Genomic DNA, 16,529 nt, shown 5'->3' with positions numbered 1-16,529 from the left:
GTGGTAGAGATTTGAGATTTTTCGCACTGAGCGAGGACGCATGCACGTTTATGAAGTTTTGCAGTTGCGCTCTGTGCAGACGCTGATTCCTGTTGATTAGTGAACACTAACATCCGTGCTACTGCATGTGCCACTCCAAGCACTCTTCCCACCACAACAAAAACAATTGTGAGTGAATTAACGTGTGAGTGATAGGAATTGCTTAGTCGAGCAATATAAAAGCGGAACGATAGTAATAATATTATTGACGAATACTATTTTTGCAGAAAAAGTAAGTAAAAAACTAAACTTAACTACACAACCGCTAAGTCCAAATAAGGTATAAGAGCGTAGCGCTGCGAGACAAGTAATTCCTATCACTCACCTTTGCATAAAATAAAACCGCAAATAAAGAAATCCCCCAAAACTCGCAAACGCTACCACCTACCCAATCTTCGTAAAAAGCGGCTTCACATTCGCCCAAATCCTTCGCGCAATACCCGGATGATTCATGGTATACAAGTGAATACCATCCACACCTTCAGCAATTAAATCGTTAATCTGCTGAGAAGCAAAAATACTGCCAGCATCGCGCAAGCAATCAGCATTACTCCCCCAACGATCCATCATTGCGGAAACTTGCGAAGTAATGCGAGACGCACACAAACTCGTCATGCGCTTAACTTGCGAAGCGTTCGCAACAGGCATCACTCCAGCCTCAATCGGCACATTAATGCCTGCCGCACGCGCCAAATCACGGAAGCGCAAAAAATCCTCGTTATCGTAAAAAAGTTGCGAAATTAAATGCGTAACACCCGCATCAACCTTGCGCTTCAAATTATCAATATCCGCTTGCAAACTTTCCGCTTCCGGATGCTTCTCCGGGTAGCAAGCACCCAAAATCGGCAAATCCGGGTGCTTTGAACGAATATAATAAACCAAGTCACTAGCGTGCTCAAAAACGCCTGCCGATTCCTGGCCCGCAATCACGTCGCCGCGCAAAGCCAAAACCCCGGAAACACCAGCATTATCAAACATTTCCAAAGCTTCATCAACAGCATCATAATCAAGGTATCGAGCAGTCAAATGAGCAACCGCGTCAATACCATATTCGGAGCGAATCGTATTCGCAATACGCGCAGTAGCAGTACGATCCTGCAGCTTTCCAGTGCCGTAAGTAACCGAAATAAAATCCGGGTCAAGGCCTTTCAACCCATCCAAAGTATCATAAATCGTACCGATAGGAGATGTGCGCTTAGGTGGGAAAACTTCCAGCGAAAACTTTGGTTTATATGGCATAACTCACCCCTTGCACTGAGAATTGCACTGCTGATTGCTTAGCTTGTTAGCTTGCAATTGCGCGCGAACCTCTTTAGCTGCAGAAACAAGATTCTCCAAGCTTGGCCAAGTTTCAGCGTCACCTCGAGTTTTAAGACCGCAATCCGGGTTAATCCACAGCTTCTCGGCAGGCATCTTGCGCAAAATCTCGTGAATACGCTCCACAAGCTCCGTCTTACCAGGCACGCGAGGAGAATGGATGTCGTAAACGCCAGGGCCAGCCTCAGTCTCAAAATGCGCGTCGTGAATAGCGTCAAGCACAACCAAGTCACCGCGAGAAGCCTCAAAAGAAATCACATCCGCATCCATAGCGTCAATGTCACGAATAATGTCATTAAACTCCGAATAGCACATATGCGTGTGAATTTGCGTAGTCGCAGCCACAGCAGAATGAACAAGGCGGAAAGCAGCAATAGCCCAATCCAAATACTTCTTATGCCAATCAGAACGACGAAGCGGCAACTTTTCACGCAAAGCAGCCTCATCAATCTGAATCACACGAATACCAGCTCGCTCCAAATCCAACACCTCATCGCGAATAGCAAGAGCCAACTGCTGAGTCTGCTCCTCGTGCGTAATATCCTCGCGAGGCCAAGACCAGTTAAGAATCGTCACAGGACCTGTAAGCATGCCCTTAACAATATGCTTCGTGCAGCTTTGAGCATAAGCGCTCCACGACACAGTAATTGCAGACTCGCGAGAAACATCCGACCACACGATTGGAGGCTTCACGCAGCGAGTGCCATAAGACTGCACCCAAGCGTTCTTCGTAAACTTAAAGCCGCGCAAATGCTGGCCAAAATATTCAACCATGTCGTTTCGCTCAAACTCGCCGTGAACAAGCACATCCAAGCCGATTTGCTCCTGATGCTCAATGCACTGAGCAATGCGATTGCGCATAAACTCGTCGTAAGCTTCGCGAGTAATTTCGCCCTTACGAAGATCAGCACGAGCGTTACGAATATCCTTAGTTTGTGGGAAGGATCCAATAGTTGTCGTTGGCAAATCCGGCAAGCCAAGAGCTTCTTTTTGCAAACGCTGACGCTCCACCCTCTTAGGCAATCGCACAAAATCAGAATCCTTAAGATTCGCAAGACGATTAGCAACAGCAACATCCGCTTTCACGCGTGAACCGTCAAACAAAGCCTGATTTTTAGCCAAAACGTTACTAGATTTGCGGCTTTCGTCGCCTTCTGTAGCAAGATTGGCAATATCGCGAATCTCCTGCAACTTTTCAACAGCAAAAGCAAAATGTTGCAAAACATCCGCACCCAAAGCATCCTCACCAACAGTGCTAAAAGGCACGTGAAGAAGCGAGCAAGCAGTAGAAACAGCCACGCGATCCGTAATATTCTCGCGCAAAGCGTCAACCAAACCAAGGCTTACAGCATAATCGTTGCGCCAAATATTGCGACCGTTCACAACGCCTGCAAAAAGCGTAGTTTTTTCGTTCACACCATAATGCTCAATGGCTGCAAGATTTTCTTCCTTGCCTTCCACCAAATCAACGCCAACGCCGTCAAAACCAAGATCATTCACAGTTTCGTAAGCGTCAGCAATATTGCCAAAATACGTGTTAAGAAGAAGCTTAACTTCCGCACTCCTGGCTTCAAGCAAAGGCTTATACAAAGCTTCAAAAAGCTCCAAATCGCCTTCCTCTTTGTCCAACGCCAAATAAGGCTCATCAAATTGCAACCAAGTTGCGTGAAGCTCGCCAAAACGCTTAACAATACTCGCATAAGCAAAAGCCAGAGCCGAAATCACAGACTCTGTTACTTCCAACTCCTGAGCTTCAGGAGTACGAGCCAACTTCAAAAAAGTGTAAGGACCAATCAACACAGGCTTCGTTTCCAAACCCTGCGCGCGAGCCTCCAAAAACTCGTCAAAAGGCTTAGTTCCAGCCAAATGCAAGCCTTCCGGATTCTCAACTTCCGGCACAATATAGTGGTAGTTCGTAGTAAACCACTTCTTCATTGGCAAAGCCGTCACATCTCCGCGCTCACCCTGATAGCCGCGCGCAATAGCAAAAAGCGTATCCTCAGCATGCTCAAAATTCAATTTACGATAACGCTCAGGCACAGCACCAAGCAAAATAGCAGTATCGAGCATTTGGTCATAGTAGCTAAAATCATTACTTGGAATTAAATCAATCCCAGCTTCAGCTTGCAAACGCCAATGCTTAGCTCGCAAAGACTGAGCAACTTCACGCACTTCATCCAAAGAAGCATCCTGCTTCCAGTAACGTTCAATAATCTTCTTCAACTCACGATTAGCGCCAATACGTGGAAAACCGGAAACCGAAGTAAAAACCGTAGACATACATCCTCCAAAAAATTTCTTTGACTCGCTTTAGCCTAGCAAAGAAATGCTTGAATGCGGTCATTCAAGAACTTGGGGTGTCGTTATAAGATTAATTTATATGCTTAATTGCGTGCGCGTTTCTTTTCCTTGGCGAAATGTGAGCAATGGAAATTACTTGTCTCGCAGCGCTACGCTCTTATACCTTATTTAGACTTAAAGGTTGCATAGTTAAGTTTAGTTTTTTACTTACTTTCTTTCAAAAATAGTTATTTATCAAAAAGATATTACTATCGCTCCGCTTTTATATTGCTCGACCAAGCAATTTCCATTGCTCACAACAAACCAATCAAAATAACATAAACTGTGCAATTAAGCTACGGGTGGGTGCGCAGCGGGGGGATTATTTTTTGGCGTGGTGTGGGCGGCAGCACTGATGCTAGTGTGCCTTGAACAACAGAAATCAGCGCATTCTTAGCTAGGCAAAGGATTTGGGCGTAAGGATTGCGAGAGCAGTAGCACCGCGCAATCCGCAAGTCGCGAATGGACGATCAGACACAAGCACCACAACCGACGCATTAGCAAGCCCCAAACGCATCGCCCCAAGCACATCCGGATCCGAATCAGGCGAAGAAAGCCACTGCGCAGCCATCGACATCGTCGGCTCATGCCCAACAATCATCGTCGTATGAACATCGCCTCGAATCGCTTGCAACTCGTCCATAACAGATTGCATGCCGCCATCATAAAGACTTTTGCGCGACTCAACCACAGGAGAGTCGCCAAAACGCTTCAACATGCGTTTCAAAGTTTGCTCAGTGCGATTCGCACTAGAACACACAATATAATTCGGCACAAGCTTCAAAGATTCCAAGCCTTTTGCCATAATTTTCGCCTGCTTCAAGCCCTTATCAGTAAGACCACGACCCCAGTCGTCGCCCATTTCAGGAGCTTCAGCCTTCGCATGACGCATCAGCAACAAAACGTACTTACTATGATGTGCTTTCTTCATAAGCTTTTTCATTGGTGATGCCATAATGCTCTCCTACTTAGCTTGATTATGCGCTGATTGTTGTGCAGACTGCGAATCTTGCAAATCTTGCGATTGCGAATCTTCCGGCAATTGCGCAAGCTGCACATCTAAATCACGTAAAACTTTACGCAATTTACGATCCGAAATATCGCGCAAAGACAAGTCTTCCAACTGTTCAGCGCGCTCTTCTGCTGTCATATCGTCAATATCGCTCACAGTATCTTTAGTACCGTGTTCACGCTTCTTCAAAGCACTAAAACCTTCAGCCATTGCGCGTGAAACAATCAAAAATCCAGTGTGACCAATCATCGCGTGATCCGGGCGCACAGCCAAACCTTGAGCTTTCCAAGTGCGCTCCAATGTTTCTTGAATTTCTGGCTCAGTCCACATGCCACTTTCTCGCAAAGCTTCAGCCATGCGAGACATTTGCGTAGTGGTCGTAACGTACGCAATAAGCACACCTCCAGGCACAATAACGCGATGTGCTTGTTCAAGGCGATTCCAAGGGTCAAGCATGTCTAGCATAATGCGATCCACGCTGTGCGCATCTAAGGTTTTTGCAACAGAATCAAAATCGCCAGTAAGCAAATTCCACCATTCTGGTCGCTTTCCGTAGTACAAAGTTGCGTTAGATTCAGCAATTCGTGCAAAATCCGGACGAAGCTCAATCGTAGTAAGCTTTCCGCACTCCCCAACTGCGTCCAAAAGGCTTAAGCTCATCGCGCCAGAGCCTGCCCCCGACTCCAAAACGCGCGTGCCAGAACGAATATCTCCTAAAGCGATTACTTGCGCAATATCTTTCGGATACATAATTTGCGCACCCCTAGGCATAGAAAGCACGTAGTCAACCATGCGCGGCCGCATAACTACATAATCCCAGCCACCAATAGCGCGCGCCGCCTTCCAAGGTTTGTTGGACGATTTAGAAGGATCAACAATAGTTTGTTGCGTTTCGCGCTTTGCGCTAACAGTAGTAATTACAACGCCTTCGCTTTGACCAATCACGTCGTCGTGACAAATAAGACCATGCTCAGTTTGCGTAACCCCGCCTGCAATAAGTTGTGCGGTAATTCGCTTACCTTTACGATCGGTGAACTGAATCTTCTCACCTACTCGTAACACTCCACTACGCGAATTAACTGACTGCACAAAACACCTCACTTATTTTTAGAGCACGATTTCTTAGCGCGACTTTTATTATTTCTACTATTATAAGCTCACCGTCGTAAGCGGCATAGCAGAATCGATTGCAAAATCAGGAGCAGAAGGACGAACCCCTGCTTCTACCAAATTCACGCCTAGCATTGCAACCATCGCACCGTTATCCGTGCAAAGCTTAAGCTCTGGCAAACGCACTTCAATTCCATGCTCCTTGCCGCAAGCCAACAAATGCTCACGAAGCTGCGAATTAGCGGAGAATCCGCCACCAATCATAAGCGTTTTAGAACCGTACTGCTCGCAGCCCATCATAGCTTTTCTAGAAAGCACTTCCGCCACAGAATTAGCCAAAGAAGCACACACGTCATCAACTGGAATTTCAAGACCCTGAGCTTCACGCGCTTCAACCCAACGAGCAACAGCAGTTTTTACACCCGAGAAGCTGAAATCGTACGGATGCTCTTTGCCGGAACGACCTTGCGTTAAACCTTGCGGAACTTTCAAAGTATCCGGATTTCCAAGCCTTCCATGCCTGTCAATATGAGGACCACCCGGGTATGGGAATCCAAGCAATCGCGCAACCTTATCAAAGCACTCGCCGGCAGCATCGTCCAAAGTTGTGCCAACAACGTCAATACTTTTAGCAATATCGTTCACGTGAAGAAGCGAAGTGTGACCGCCGGAAACAATTAAAGCAAGTACATCTTCCGGCACATCGCCGAATTGCAATTGCGTTACTGCAATATGCCCAATTACATGATTAATACCATAAATCGGCTTATTTGCAGCCCAAGCTAATGCTTTAGCTCCCGAAACTCCCACAGCTAAGCAGCCAGCAAGACCAGGACCTGCGCTTACTGCAATCGCGTCAATATCGCTTAAATCCATGTTTGCGTCTGCTAAAGCTTTAGAAACAACCGGCACAAAAGCTTCAGCGTGCGCACGAGAAGCAATTTCTGGAATCACACCGCCGTAGCGCGCATGCTCTTGCATTGAAGATGCCACCACATTTGACACCAGCGTGCGTCCGCGCACAATAGCTGCGGCAGTTTCGTCACAAGTTGATTCAATTCCCAATACGATTGCTTCGCTCATTTTATTCCTCGTTATTCCTCGTTATTCCTCAGTTCCGTTATTTTTTGCGGTTAGATCAGCGCACATTGTGTACGCATCCACACCTTCCGGCTGATAGTAACGTTTTCGCAAACCCATTTTCTTAAAACCAAAACGTTCATACAACGCGAGCGCAGGAACATTGTCAACTCGCACTTCTAGCAGCATGCGTTTAGCACCAATTTGTTTTGCAGTTTTAATCATTGTCAACAAAAGCTTAGAGGCTATGCTTTTTCGTTGATATTGTTTTGCAACGCCAATTGTCATTATTTGCGCGTCATCGCCGTCAAACCAGTAGCCAGCATACCCGCATAATGTATGCGTATTTTCGTCGATTTGAGCGTAATACGCGCGCATAGGAGCTTGTAATTCTTGCGAAATCATGCTCTCATTCCATGAGCCTTTGCCAAACAAGTCAGCTTCAATAGGCGCTATTTTTTGCGCTAACTCATCGCAAGTAAAATCGCACTTTGGAACTATATTGCAATTCTCGGCTACTGCTGGAAATTGAGAACGCGTTATATCAACAATCATAATTACTCAAATCGTTAAAACGCTTCTATTTCTCTTTTGCCTTATTCGCTTCACCAGAGCCAAGCACATGCTTAAGCGGATTTGGCACAGACACGTCCGGACGGCGCAAATACAGCGGTTCAACAGCTTTTACGTGCTCATCTTTATTTGCACATTCCAAAGAGCATTGCTCAAAAATTTGCAAGCCTTGCACACCCAAGTCAAGCGCGCAAACTTCTGCAATAACGCCAACATGCGCAATATTTCGCCAGTCTTCAACGTATTTTTTAGCACCGTGTCCGAGCACATCCACGCAATAATTTTCGTTAGTTTGTCTTGCTAAATACTCGTTTACGCGAGATACAACATTTTGCGGATAGTCAATATCCATATCTATTAGCGCATTTCCTTCGTCGTCGTACAAGGACATGTACACTTGACGACGGCGTGCATCATTTAGTGAAAGCACGTAGTGACGAATATTAGAGTCGCAAGAATCAGCATCATTCTGAAGATTTAGTAGAAAACCCTTCTCTATACTGCCATTTTTGCGAGCTTCTTCGAACGCGCCAGAACGCATCATCAAACTTTGAGGAAGAAGACTATCACACCCCAAAATTTCAGCATTATTTGCAAACGCAATCGCTTTTGCTGCAACTAATCCTGCGCGAAGTCCTGTAAAAGGAGCAGGACCTACTCCCACAACCACGCGTTTAATATCGGAAGGCTTAAACCCAGCGTCCTCCACAACTTTTGCAATATTTACTTGTAAACGCTCCACGTGAGTGCGAGAGTCGGTTTCAACAATCGGCTCATGGTCCACAATTCCAACAGTAGAGCCAAATGATGTGTCAATAATCAGCGTATTACTCATGTTCATTCCTCGAAGTCACGTACCAGACTAGCTTACTCGCTTAGCACAACTTGCGTTATTTACTGCGTTATTTACTTATGTATTACTCGCGTATTACTCTGCCTATTTCTTAATTACAATTTTGCAAGTCGATTAAGCCAATCCTTGCCAGCAGCTTTCAAAGTTACGATTCGCTCGCCATCGCTAGTAAAATCGTCTACTTGCGAAGAGTCAATAGGTCTTGCAATATGAACTTCTAAGCGCTCAGCAGCAAGCACTCCTGCCATTTGCTCACCCCACTCCATAAGCACAACAGTGCCGTCTCCTGGCTCTTCCAAAGCTTCGTCAAGTCCCAAAGATTCAAGCTCGTCAAGCAAACGCGAAACAGTATCTTGCCCCGGAGCAAAATCTTCGCCACCCAAACGGTAAGCGTCAACGTGAATTAGCGTCGCCGGCTTACCATCCGCAAAAGTGCCATGCAATTCGCGCGCAATCGTAAAAGTTGGAGACACAATCGGCTCACTAATTGAAAGCCCTGCGCCAAAACCTTGAGCGAACGTTGTTTTACCAGCTCCAAGAGGGCCAGAAAGCAGCAAAACGTCGCCTTCTTTAACTAGCTTTGCAACAGCTTTACCAAGCTCGCGCATATCAGTATCCGTAGGCACAGTACAAACTTTTTGCTGTTCTGACACCGTTTCTTCTTTCATACTTAACACAATCTTTCTAATTTGCAGTTCTTAATTTACGTTTCTTATTCACGATTCTTAATTTACGCTTTCTAATTTCCTCGAGACGCAATGAGCATAATACATTTTTCAAGCGCATAATTCGCGTCACTAGATCCGCCTTTGCACTGCTCATCCGCCCAAGCTAAAGATTGCAAACATTGAGAAACACCTGCACTATTCCATCCAGCAAGCTGACGCATTGCCATTTTCAGAGCCCACGGGTTTACTTTCGCTTCAGCACTAGAAATCGTGCCGTTGCGAATTGCCATTGCGAGCGCAATTACGCGTACTTTTGCAGCCAAAGCACCTATTAATGCTATGGCGTCAACTCCTTGAGCAATTGCAGTTCTTGCTGCAAGCACAGCAGAACCTGCATGACCTGCAACAGCTTTATCTGCAACAAAAAAGCCGGTAACTTGCGGATCTGCAACCAAGTATCGATCGACAATATCAAGCGTTATTGGATTATCGTCATAGTCGAAGCATAATTGCGAGCATAATGCTGCAAGCTCTCCCGTTTTACTTCCCAAAACTGACACAAGACGTTGTGCTGCTTGAGGCTCAACACTTCGATTGTGACGCTCAAATATGCTCATAACGAAGTTGAGCTTTGCATCGTCTTTTTTAAAATCCGGTACTGTAATTGTGTTTGCGCCAGCTTTCGTAAGGCGCGTAATAATAGACTTTCCTTTAAGCCCACCTTCGTGACGTGCAATAACCCAAGTTGCAGAAGAGTCTACAAAATTATTTTCACTATTTTGCGCTTGTTTGCAGAAATTTTCGATTGCGTCTACTAAAGACTCGTCTGCTTGTTGCAAATTATTTATTATTACAATCGTTCCGTCACCGAAAAGCGAAGGACCTACAGCTTCGTCAAATGCGTACTGATCCGCAGTTGACGCATCGAGTTCAATAATTTCAGCATCCGGAGCACTTTTTTGAACTTTTTCACGCACATTTCGAGCATTGAGCTCGTTTAAGTAAGCGTCACCTCCAACTACCAGCGTAACTGGCATAACGCGTTGCGCACGCTTATCATTTGCTGCCATAATGCTCCTTAAACCAACCAACTCTTAACCATCATAATATTGCATTCGAATATGCGTGCGTGTTTGCTACTCTTCGAAAATTTTCTCTGCTTCTCGTAACGTTCGCTTTGCCGAAGCAGACCACAGTTGACCAATTATGCTAGCTCTTTGAGCATAATACTTATTGCGAAAAGCGCGCAAAGCTAGCATAAACAAAGCCAATATCACAAATTCTGCACACAACATTGCCCACGCTCCTGCAGCACCTTTTATCCATGGAAACACGCCAAAAGATACTTCATCGCACCAACACGCGCACTTTTGCATAAAGCTTGTTCCAATTGATGAAGCTCTAGCGAAAATAAGCGATAATCCATCGTTAAAGCTCGCACAAACTAGTGAAATTAAGCCGCACACTGTTGCCCAATCCATAAGAGGCGCAACTATTAGATTAGCTGGCACAGACATAAATGACACTTCCGGTTGCATAAGAATTTGCACTGGCATAGTCCAAAATTGTGCAGAAAGCGTTATAGCTAGCGCAGAAGCAACACAAGATGGCATATATTTTGCAAGCGTTTTAGAAATCGGCACTCCCATAACAACAATTCCCAAAGTTGCTGCGGAAGAAAGAGCAAAAGCATAGTCCCAAGCGTATGAGGGATTTACCACAAGCACGCCTATAACAGTCCAACTTAAAGCACTAGCTGACTGGTATGGTCGTTTACAACACCATGCAACAGCGGATATTATTCCCATAATTAACGCTCGAAGCACAGATGCAGAAGGGTAAACTATTGCAGCCAAAGCAATTTGCAACGTAATTTGTATTAAAGATGTAGACCAATGAGGCAACAGTAATCGTGCGCAAAACTTGCGAATAATCATACTAAGTAGCAAAAAGTGTCCGCCTGAAACTGCCATAACATGCATGATTCCAGCATGTTGAAAATGTTGACGCGTCATATTCGCATAAGTTTCGTCGACCGGCTCAAGTGAACTTGCATCCTCTACTGGCACATATTCTTGCCCAAGCATGCCAACAGTTACTCCAGGAACCAACATTCTGCCTTGCATATCGAGCTTATTTGTTACGTCATAAAACGATTTCCACAAATTACTAACGGCTTTGTGCCAAAAGTCTGAGTCTTGTACAACATGCAAGTTTCGTTGAGTTTTTTCTACATGCAATTCAGGCTTACTACTATCAAATCTCGAAGCTTTCACGCTAACAGGAACGCTTAGGCTCGAACCATAGCTAAGTTGCTTGCATATTGGCGAATACGCATACAGTCGCGCTTGAACATAACTTTTTTGCGCATCAAACTTATGCACTTGAACATTCGCTTGGCAATCTCCTTTAAAACTTCTAGACGAGCGCACAGGAGCAACTACTGTAAATTCTGCAAAATGCGCGTGCTCGGCATTATTTCCTTGAAAATACAGTGCTTTAGTAGGATTATTGCCGCGTATTTCTCGCATAATAACGTCACCAGATATCACATATTGAGTTATGTACGAAAGCATGCACGCAGCTACAAAAACGTTTATTGCTACTAAAACTGTTCTGCGCCATATAAAAAACTTAAATTTTTTGCAAAATATAAAAATCGAAACTATAGTTGCATTGAATAAAACTATTGAAATGCAATAAATTATAGTAAAATTGCATAAGAATTTTCCAATTAAGCACCCAGCCCAGCACGCTGCAGCAACAGGAATCATACGAAAATCACGACTTCCAGAAACGTTTTCTACTTTTTCTACGTTTTCTCGCATAATTCACCTATTTGACGTCAACATTCCCACGGAATTTATTCAAGGTTTTAGGCCCAATTCCTTTAATTTGCATCAAATCTTCTAAACTGCGAAAATAACCAACTCTTTTACGCTGAGCAATAATGCGCGCAGCAGTTTTGGGTCCGATTCCTTTTAAGGTTTGTAGCTGATCAAGCGTTGCAGTGTTTATATTGATTCTGCCAGTGTTACTTTGATGAGAAGCAGTATTCTCGTTGCTTCTGTCGCTTTTGTTATTACTGTCACCTTTGTNAGCACGCTGCAGCAACAGGAATCATACGAAAATCACGACTTCCAGAAACGTTTTCTACTTTTTCTACGTTTTCTCGCATAATTCACCTATTTGACGTCAACATTCCCACGGAATTTATTCAAGGTTTTAGGCCCAATTCCTTTAATTTGCATCAAATCTTCTAAACTGCGAAAATAACCAACTCTTTTACGCTGAGCAATAATGCGCGCAGCAGTTTTGGGTCCGATTCCTTTTAAGGTTTGTAGCTGATCAAGCGTTGCAGTGTTTATATTGATTCTGCCAGTGTTACTTTGATGAGAAGCAGTATTCTCGTTGCTTCTGTCGCTTTTGTTATTACTGTCACCTTTGTCGCTTTTGTTATTACTGTCACCTTTGTTGCTTTTGTTGTTGCTTTTACTTCCGTTATTGCCTTTACTTACATCATCTCCGTCACTTACATCACTTCCGCTGTTTTCGTCGCTTTCATTACTTACGCTTTTTTCTTCATCATCATTTTTATTCTTATCTTTTACATTATTAAAAGAAGGCTTTTCGCGACTAGTATCGTCGTTTTCTATTGCAAACGCGCCTGCTTTTTCGTTCTGAACTCGTTGATATGTTAAGGATTGAGAAATGAGCATTGTCAGGCTTGCACAAAGAGCTGCAACTAGTATCAGCATTAAAGCAAGCGTATGTACAGGCTTCATGTGAAATCTAGGAGAAGTTTTGCTACTTATAATTTCTTCATCAAAAGAATTACAAGCTTTTTCGCAATAGTCGTCACTAAAATTTTTACCAAAATTACTGTTAGAAAATTCTTCTAAAGACGTTGCAATTCGTCTCCGAGGCAAATCAGACGCAGGCTTATTAAACCTAAAATTATACGCATAATTCTGCCCAAAATTCTGCCCAAAGTCTTCCATAAATCCCCCAACTCTTAAAGTTCTTAACTTAACTATTGGGCAACTTATAACACTTCGCAACAAAAATACGCGCCTGTGGTTAAAAGCAAAAAATTAGCAACACCGCTATCTTTTACAATCGTATTACTAACGCAGAAACCGCACTTCGCGAGTAACGTATAACCCCACTTATTCGTTACTAACGCAGAAACCTCGAAAAAAAATGCTGTGAAGCACGAAAAATCGCTCGCGCGGTTAACGCGCTCGCTACGAAACTCGCGTTGGAAGTCCACTGGACTTCCAACTTAAGCGAGTTTCCGCATTGAAATGCCTACGCGCGCTACGCTTTGAGCGCTCCGGCAAGTCAATGCGCAGCTTAATTAAGCCGACTTTAACCTTGACTCAGCTTTCGTCCGGCACAATAGACACAATCTTCGGAGCCTTCACAATCACCTTGCGCGGAGCCTTACCGCCCAAGCGATCAGCTACAGCTTCTAGCGCAAGCTTTTCAAGCTCAGAAGCGTCAATATTTGGATCAACTTCAAGCTTTGCACGAACCTTGCCCTTTATTTGCACAACGGCAGTAACAGTATCCTCACCAACGTAACGAGCATCTGCAACAGGCCAATCCGCGTGAGCAATAGACTTATCATGCCCAAGCTTGCTCCACATTTCTTCGCAAATATGCGGCGCAATTGGAGCCAACATAAGAACCAGCGGCTCAACAGCTGCTCTCGGCACGTGAGGAAGCGAAGTCAAGTGGTTGTTAAGCACAATCAGCTTAGCAATTGCAGTATTTGGACGCATTGCTTCCATTTCCACAGTCACTTCTGCAATTGTGTTGTTAAGAATCTTCAACGTCTTCTCATCCAAAGCGTCGTCAGTTACCACGCAAGCTCCGGTTTCTTCGTTCACAACGTTACGCCACAAGCGCTGCAAGAATCGCATGCCACCAACAACGTTACGCGTGTTCCACGGACGAGACTCAGAAAGCGGACCCATGCTCATTTCGTACAAGCGGAACGTATCTGCACCGTAGTTTTCGTACATGTAGTCTGGGGTCACAATATTCTTTAAGCTCTTGCCCATTTTGCCGAACTCGCGGTTCACGCTCTCGCCATGCCACGTAAAGGTTGACTCACCAGCGCCGTTTGAAGCGCCTTCTTCAACCTCGTCAGCAGGAACGTACTGTCCGCGCTCATCCGTATAAGCGTAAGCCTGAATCATGCCCTGGTTAAACAAGCGGTGGAATGGCTCAGCAGAATCCACGTAACCTAAATCGTAAAGCGCCTTATGCCAGAACCTTGAGTAAAGCAAGTGCAAAACTGCGTGCTCTACACCACCAACATAAAGGTCAACACCGCCAGAAACATGCTCTTTGCCTGGACGGTTCGTACCCATCCAGTAGTCGTATTCATCACTGTCAACCATGTGCTCAGCGTCGTTTGGATCCAAGTAGCGCATGTAATACCAGCAAGAACCAGCCCAGTTTGGCATAGTGTTGGTGTCGCGATAGTAGGTTTTTACGCCGTCGCCAAGGTCGAGCTGAACTTTTACCCAATCTTCGTTTCGACTCAAAGGTGCTTCAGGCTCCGAATTTGCGTCGTTTGGAGCGTAAGTTTTTGGCTGATAATCAGGAACGTCCGGCAATGCAATTGGAAGCTCACTATCTGGCACTAAGTGAGCAACACCGTCCTCATCGTAAACGATTGGGAATGGTTCACCCCAGTAGCGCTGACGAGAGAACAGCCAGTCGCGAAGTCGGTAAGAAACTCTACCTTTTCCTACGCCTGCAGCTTCAAGCCAAGTCGTCACCTTTTTAATAGCTTCGTCCACGCGCAAACCGTTAATAGACAAAGCATCGCCAAGCTTATGAGTATGTTCTACTGCTGAATTAATAACAATTCCGTCGTGAGAAACAAACGGAGCTTTACCCTCGTAATCCTCCAACTTTTCTTCGGAATCAGGCAAAGGCTCAACAGTGTAAATTACTGGCAAACCGAATGCTTTTGCGAAATCATAATCGCGCTGGTCGCCGCCAGGAACTGCCATAATTGCACCTGTGCCGTAGCCCATAAGCACGTAGTCAGCAGCAAACAGTGGAAGCTTTGCTCCAGTTACAGGATTAATTGCATAAAGACCCGTAAACAAGCCGGTTTTTGCTCCTGCGTCTTCCGTGCGATCTTTAGCAGTCTTCGCGCGAGCTTGAGCTTGATATTCTGCCAAGCCTTCTTTAAGACTTGCGTAACCGCCCTTCCAGCCTTCTGGAACGTCTGCACCCCAAGCTTCTGGAACATGCTCAAGAATTGGGTGATTCACAGAAACAACAGCAAAAGTTGTGCCAAAAAGCGTGTCTGGACGAGTAGTGTACACTTCCAAATCGCGCGTTTCGCCATCCGCACATGGCACTTCAAAGTGCACAGATGCACCGTGAGATTCACCAATCCAGTTTCGCTGCATAAGCTTAACTTTTTCTGGCCAATCAATAGTGTTCAAATCTTCAACCAAGCGGTGTCCGTAAGCGGTAATTCGCATGGACCATTGGCGAAGGTTGCGCTGAAATACTGGGAAGTTTCCACGCTCAGATTTTCCTTCTGCAGTAACTTCCTCGTTTGCAAGCACAGTTCCCAATCCTGGGCACCAATTTACAGGAGACTTAGAAATGTAGGCAATACGGAAGTCGTTTAATACATCCGCCTGCTCTACCTTGTTAAGCTCTTCCCACTTTTTGCCTGCAAATCCTGGGATTTCGCGCTTTCCGCTCTTAAACTCATCAACAAGCTCAGCAATTGGTCGAGCAGAACCCTTTCCGCCGTCTTTGCGCACAAAATCAGTGTCATACCAAGCATCATAAAGCTTCGAGAAAATCCATTGCGTCCAACGCACATAATTTGTGTCAATCGTTGCAAAAGACCTACGATCGTCAAAGCTCAAGCCCATGCGATGCAACTGTCTGCGCATATTAGCAATATTTGTCTCAGTGGTGATGCGCGGATGCTGACCAGTTTGAACAGCGTACTGTTCCGCCGGCAAACCAAAAGCGTCGTAACCCATTGCATGAAGAACATTCTCACCCTTCATGCGATGGTAGCGGCTTACAACATCCGTTGCCAAATATCCAAGAGGATGTCCAACGTGTAAGCCTTTGCCGGAAGGATACGGGAACATGTCCATTGCAAAGAAAGAAGGACGACCGTCAGCAAGCTTGCCTTCACCATCCTTCAAATCGCCTTTAACATTAGCAGCCCAGAACGTGCCTTGTTCATCCCAGGTTTTTTGCCAGCGCTGCTCAATATCTTGTGCGAGCTGCGCGTTGTAACGAAAAGCTGGCTCAGCAATAGTAGCTTTGTTGTCAGCTGTTGCATACTGTTGATCGTTGTCGTTCATACCCTAGGACTATAGCGTCTAATATCGTCATTACGCAACACTTTTTACAAGTTTTGTTGATATTTTATTAAGAAAATATGTGGTTTTAACGTAAGTTTTCCTAATATGCGCACAAGATTAAGATTTTATGATTATTTCGCAAAATAAATCATTACAATAGTAAATAAACT

General features: G+C 44.9%; 12 protein-coding genes and 1 pseudogene. All 13 read right to left on the bottom strand.

Annotated elements, in window-relative coordinates; genetic code table 11:
• Nucleotides 1-423: 423 nt before the first annotated feature.
• The 13 genes and pseudogenes from metF to leuS all read right to left on the bottom strand — a co-directional run bounded on the left by metF (nt 424) and on the right by leuS (nt 16,359).
• Nucleotides 424-1,278: a methylenetetrahydrofolate reductase [NAD(P)H] gene (metF, locus tag A5295_RS03530; protein ID WP_004108239.1), complete on the bottom strand. Its 855-nt coding sequence runs from the start codon at nt 1,276-1,278 to the stop codon at nt 424-426.
• A gap of 3 nt (nt 1,279-1,281) precedes the next feature.
• The gene (gene metE, locus A5295_RS03525; protein WP_064621717.1) at nt 1,282-3,636 is read right to left on the bottom strand and encodes a 5-methyltetrahydropteroyltriglutamate--homocysteine S-methyltransferase; all 2,355 of its coding nucleotides are present in this window, start codon (nt 3,634-3,636) and stop codon (nt 1,282-1,284) included.
• 457 nt (nt 3,637-4,093) lie between these two features.
• Complete coding sequence (locus A5295_RS03520; RefSeq protein ID WP_004108244.1) at nt 4,094-4,651, bottom strand: histidine phosphatase family protein; 558 nt, start codon at nt 4,649-4,651, stop codon at nt 4,094-4,096.
• 9 nt (nt 4,652-4,660) lie between these two features.
• Entirely contained in the window at nt 4,661-5,797 is a 1,137-nt protein-coding gene (locus A5295_RS03515; protein WP_064621716.1) for a tRNA (adenine-N1)-methyltransferase, read from the bottom strand.
• A 60-nt stretch (nt 5,798-5,857) separates the two neighbouring features.
• Nucleotides 5,858-6,901, bottom strand: coding sequence for a tRNA (adenosine(37)-N6)-threonylcarbamoyltransferase complex transferase subunit TsaD (gene tsaD / locus A5295_RS03510; protein ID WP_064621715.1), 1,044 nt, complete (start codon nt 6,899-6,901; stop codon nt 5,858-5,860).
• A gap of 21 nt (nt 6,902-6,922) precedes the next feature.
• Entirely contained in the window at nt 6,923-7,453 is a 531-nt protein-coding gene (rimI, locus tag A5295_RS03505) for a ribosomal protein S18-alanine N-acetyltransferase (RefSeq protein WP_064621714.1), read from the bottom strand.
• A gap of 25 nt (nt 7,454-7,478) precedes the next feature.
• Complete coding sequence (gene tsaB / locus A5295_RS03500) at nt 7,479-8,306, bottom strand: tRNA (adenosine(37)-N6)-threonylcarbamoyltransferase complex dimerization subunit type 1 TsaB (protein ID WP_064621713.1); 828 nt, start codon at nt 8,304-8,306, stop codon at nt 7,479-7,481.
• A gap of 113 nt (nt 8,307-8,419) precedes the next feature.
• Nucleotides 8,420-8,992: a tRNA (adenosine(37)-N6)-threonylcarbamoyltransferase complex ATPase subunit type 1 TsaE gene (gene tsaE / locus A5295_RS03495; protein WP_012914282.1), complete on the bottom strand. Its 573-nt coding sequence runs from the start codon at nt 8,990-8,992 to the stop codon at nt 8,420-8,422.
• A 71-nt stretch (nt 8,993-9,063) separates the two neighbouring features.
• Nucleotides 9,064-10,062 (bottom strand): DNA polymerase III subunit delta, encoded by a 999-nt coding sequence (holA, locus tag A5295_RS03490; protein WP_064621712.1) that lies wholly within the window; start codon nt 10,060-10,062, stop codon nt 9,064-9,066.
• Nucleotides 10,063-10,128: 66 nt separating this feature from the next.
• The gene (locus A5295_RS03485; RefSeq protein WP_064621711.1) at nt 10,129-11,820 is read right to left on the bottom strand and encodes a ComEC/Rec2 family competence protein; all 1,692 of its coding nucleotides are present in this window, start codon (nt 11,818-11,820) and stop codon (nt 10,129-10,131) included.
• Between the two features lie 7 nt (nt 11,821-11,827).
• A pseudogene (locus A5295_RS03480) lies at nt 11,828-12,076 on the bottom strand (ComEA family DNA-binding protein); the annotation flags it as partial.
• A gap of 101 nt (nt 12,077-12,177) precedes the next feature.
• On the bottom strand, nt 12,178-12,993 hold the full coding sequence (locus A5295_RS03475) for a helix-hairpin-helix domain-containing protein (RefSeq protein WP_064621710.1): 816 nt from the start codon (nt 12,991-12,993) through the stop codon (nt 12,178-12,180).
• Nucleotides 12,994-13,374: 381 nt separating this feature from the next.
• On the bottom strand, nt 13,375-16,359 hold the full coding sequence (gene leuS / locus A5295_RS03465; RefSeq protein ID WP_064621708.1) for a leucine--tRNA ligase: 2,985 nt from the start codon (nt 16,357-16,359) through the stop codon (nt 13,375-13,377).
• Nucleotides 16,360-16,529 lie beyond the last annotated feature (170 nt).

This window comes from Gardnerella sp. 26-12, from assembly GCF_001660745.1.
Lineage (GTDB): Bacteria > Actinomycetota > Actinomycetes > Actinomycetales > Bifidobacteriaceae > Bifidobacterium > Bifidobacterium swidsinskii.
The sequence above is the reverse complement of the archived record's forward strand: the minus strand, read 5'-3'. Positions and strand labels throughout refer to the sequence as shown.

Coding starts and splice junctions, on each gene's coding strand:
- leuS (WP_064621708.1), bottom strand. CDS start 16,359: ATGAACGACAACGATCAACAGTATGCAACAGCTGACAACAAAGCTACT.
- A5295_RS03475 (WP_064621710.1), bottom strand. CDS start 12,993: ATGGAAGACTTTGGGCAGAATTTTGGGCAGAATTATGCGTATAATTTT.
- tsaE (WP_012914282.1), bottom strand. CDS start 8,992: ATGAAAGAAGAAACGGTGTCAGAACAGCAAAAAGTTTGTACTGTGCCT.
- tsaD (WP_064621715.1), bottom strand. CDS start 6,901: ATGAGCGAAGCAATCGTATTGGGAATTGAATCAACTTGTGACGAAACT.
- A5295_RS03485 (WP_064621711.1), bottom strand. CDS start 11,820: ATGCGAGAAAACGTAGAAAAAGTAGAAAACGTTTCTGGAAGTCGTGAT.
- metE (WP_064621717.1), bottom strand. CDS start 3,636: ATGTCTACGGTTTTTACTTCGGTTTCCGGTTTTCCACGTATTGGCGCT.
- A5295_RS03520 (WP_004108244.1), bottom strand. CDS start 4,651: ATGGCATCACCAATGAAAAAGCTTATGAAGAAAGCACATCATAGTAAG.
- rimI (WP_064621714.1), bottom strand. CDS start 7,453: ATGATTGTTGATATAACGCGTTCTCAATTTCCAGCAGTAGCCGAGAAT.
- metF (WP_004108239.1), bottom strand. CDS start 1,278: ATGCCATATAAACCAAAGTTTTCGCTGGAAGTTTTCCCACCTAAGCGC.
- holA (WP_064621712.1), bottom strand. CDS start 10,062: ATGGCAGCAAATGATAAGCGTGCGCAACGCGTTATGCCAGTTACGCTG.
- tsaB (WP_064621713.1), bottom strand. CDS start 8,306: ATGAGTAATACGCTGATTATTGACACATCATTTGGCTCTACTGTTGGA.